1 protein-coding gene is annotated in these 455 nt (G+C 67.3%); it reads left to right on the forward strand.

Annotated features, from left to right (window positions below):
- Nucleotides 1-377: aldolase/citrate lyase family protein (locus OR16_RS39120; RefSeq protein WP_237717413.1), on the forward strand; the 377-nt coding region annotated here is incomplete at its 5' end.
- Nucleotides 378-455 lie beyond the last annotated feature (78 nt).

Genomic DNA, 455 nt, shown 5'->3' on the forward strand with positions numbered 1-455 from the left:
CGCGATCTGAACCTATGCACCCCATCCCGGATAAAGACCTCATGGCCGCCGCCGCTATCGCCCGTTCCTATCTTTTCGTGCCCGCCAATCGTCCCGAGCGTTTCGCCAAGGCCAACGCGTCAGGCGCGCACGCCGTCATTCTCGACCTCGAGGACGCGGTGTCCGACAAGGACAAATGCCGGGCAAGGGGGCTGCTGGAGGCATACCTGGCCAACGGCGGCTCAGGCATGGTGCGGATCAACGCCACGCAGACCGAATGGTTCGAGGGTGACGTGCGCCTTGGCCGCGAGCAAGGCGTGACGGGCATCGTGCTGCCGAAGGCGGAAAGCGCGGCGGATGTCGCACTGGTTGCCCGGCACCTTCGGGCCCGGCGGTGAAGGTGCTCCCGCTCATCGAGACGGCCAGGGGCATGGCCAACGTCAACGAGGTGGCGGGTGCGCCGGGCGTCGATCGCC

The organism is Cupriavidus basilensis OR16, assembly GCF_000243095.1.
In the GTDB taxonomy this organism is placed as follows: Bacteria; Pseudomonadota; Gammaproteobacteria; order Burkholderiales; family Burkholderiaceae; genus Cupriavidus; species Cupriavidus basilensis_D.